The sequence below is a fragment of the Micromonospora sp. NPDC003776 genome, assembly GCF_053605645.1.
The window spans coordinates 1-2,040 of sequence record NZ_JBSGJR010000843.1; the positions used below are offsets into that span (position 1 = coordinate 1).

Here is a 2,040-nt window from a genome sequence, read left to right on the forward strand (position 1 = left end):
AGCGCGGCGAGCTTCGGCGCGCCGGTCACCGAGCCGCCCGGGCAGACCGCGCGCAGCAGCGCCGCCAGGCCCAGCCCGTCGGCGGGCGCCGCGGAGACCGTCGACTCGGCCTGCCAGAGGTCGCACCACCGGCGTACGGCGAACAGGTCCTCGACCCGCACCGACCCGGTACGGGCCACCCGGGCCAGGTCGTTGCGTTCCAGGTCGACGATCATCACGTGCTCGGCACGTTCCTTGGCCGAGGCGAGCAGGTCCCGCCGGCCCGCCGCGGTGGCCGGCCGGGTGCCCTTGATGGGCCGGGTCACCAGGCGGCCGCCCTCGAGGGCGATCAGGGTCTCCGGGGAGGCGCAGCCGACCGCCCAGCCGAGCCCGGCGAGGGTGCCGCCGTAGCGGGCGCCGGGCAGGGCGGCCAGCCGGGCCAGGGCGGGCAGCGGGTCCCCCGCGTACGCCGCGGCGGCGTGGCCGACGAGATTGACCTGGTAGACGTCGCCGCGGCCGATGGCGGCGCGGACCGCCTCGACGGCGTCGGCGTGCGCGCGGGGCGTCCAACTGTCGGCCCAGTCCCCCAGCCACCAGCCGCCGCCGGCGCGCTCGGCCGGGCCGGCCGGCCGGTCGGTGTGCCCGTAGACGACCACCACCAGGTCGGGCAGGGCCGGCACGGGGCTGGGCGGGCCAAGCGGGGCCCCGGCGAGGCGCGCCCCGGCCGCGGCGGACAGGTACACCGCGGCCCCGCAGACCCCGTCGGGATCGTGGCGCGCGGGTCGGGCCAGGTCCCGCAGGTCCAGGCCGTGCTCGGCCAGGAACTCCTCGGCGAGGGCGGCCGGGTCGCCGCCGTCGGCGGGCCACCACTGCAGGCGGGCCCGTTCGGTGAGTCGGGCCCGGCAGTCGGCGGGCGCCGCGGGGACGTCGACGAACCCCATTGGGAGCGCTTCCACGCCGTCTGGTCCGTTCTCGCTCATCCGTTCAGCCGATTCTGGGTGAACAAGCCGGAACCTTGCTCGATACCGCGCGGTTCCGCTTGGTACTGTGCGTCACTGGTCATGTGAACCATGACACAGCGCCCCCACAGTCCGGAGAACCCGATGTGCCAGCACCTACCCGCCTGCCCCTCCGCTGAGGCGACCGACCGAGAAGCCGCCCGTGTCATCGCCTGCTTTCGTGAGCAGGGATGGAGCCTGCTCTGCAACGGTGTGATCGTTTTCGAGGACACCGGTGAGCTGCTCCCCGACGGCAGCAGCATCGCCCCGCACCGCGGCCCCGCCCGACACGCCCTCGTCGCCTGATTCCATCACGCTGCGTGACCGCAGCGTGCGTCGTCGACCCGCAGCCGGTTGCCGACGCGCCGGGGCGGCCCGAACCACCGCCCCGGCATCCGCGCAGCTTCAGTTCTCGAACGCCTCCGGCGCGGGACACGAGCAGACCAGGTTCCGGTCGCCGTACGCGCCGTCGATCCGCCGCACCGGCGGCCAGTACTTCCCCGCCCGGTCCACCCCGGCCGGGTACGCCCCGACCGACCGCGGGTACGCGTGCGGCCACTCGTCCCCCGACACCATCGCCGCGGTGTGCGGGGCGTTGGCCAGGGGATTGTCGCCCGCCGGCCACTCCCCCGAACCCACCTTGTCGATCTCCGCCCGGATCGCGATCATCGCGTCGCAGAACCGGTCCAACTCGGCCAGGTCCTCGCTCTCGGTCGGCTCCACCATCAGCGTCCCGGCCACCGGGAACGACATGGTCGGCGCGTGGAACCCGTAGTCGATGAGCCGCTTGGCCACGTCGTCGACGCTCACCCCGGTCGCCTTGGTCAACGGCCGCAGGTCCAGGATGCACTCGTGCGCCACCAGGCCCTTGTTGCCGGCGTACAGCACCGGGAAGTGGTGCCGCAGCCGCGCCGCCACGTAGTTCGCGGCCAGCACCGCCACCCCGGTCGCCCGGGCCAGCCCCGACGCGCCCATCATCCGCAGGTACGCCCACGGGATCGGCAGGATCCCCGCCGACCCGTACCGGGCCGCCGAGATCGCCGGCGCCCCGTCGGCGCGCGCC

The 2,040-nt window shown here is 75.0% G+C and carries 2 protein-coding genes and 1 pseudogene; 1 reads left to right on the top strand and 2 read right to left on the bottom strand.

The features are described 5' to 3' along the window. A partial coding sequence (locus ACWEVO_RS35605; protein WP_452311797.1) for a chorismate-binding protein occupies positions 1-959 on the bottom strand: 959 nt, incomplete at its 3' end. A gap of 123 nt (positions 960-1,082) precedes the next feature. Between ACWEVO_RS35605 and ACWEVO_RS35610 the strand changes: the two genes are divergently transcribed. Further along, positions 1,083-1,283: a DUF5999 family protein gene (locus ACWEVO_RS35610; RefSeq protein ID WP_452311798.1), complete on the top strand. Its 201-nt coding sequence runs from the start codon at positions 1,083-1,085 to the stop codon at positions 1,281-1,283. A gap of 99 nt (positions 1,284-1,382) precedes the next feature. Here the strand turns inward: ACWEVO_RS35610 and ACWEVO_RS35615 are convergent. After that, positions 1,383-2,040, bottom strand: a pseudogene (locus tag ACWEVO_RS35615) (glycine dehydrogenase (aminomethyl-transferring)); the annotation flags it as partial.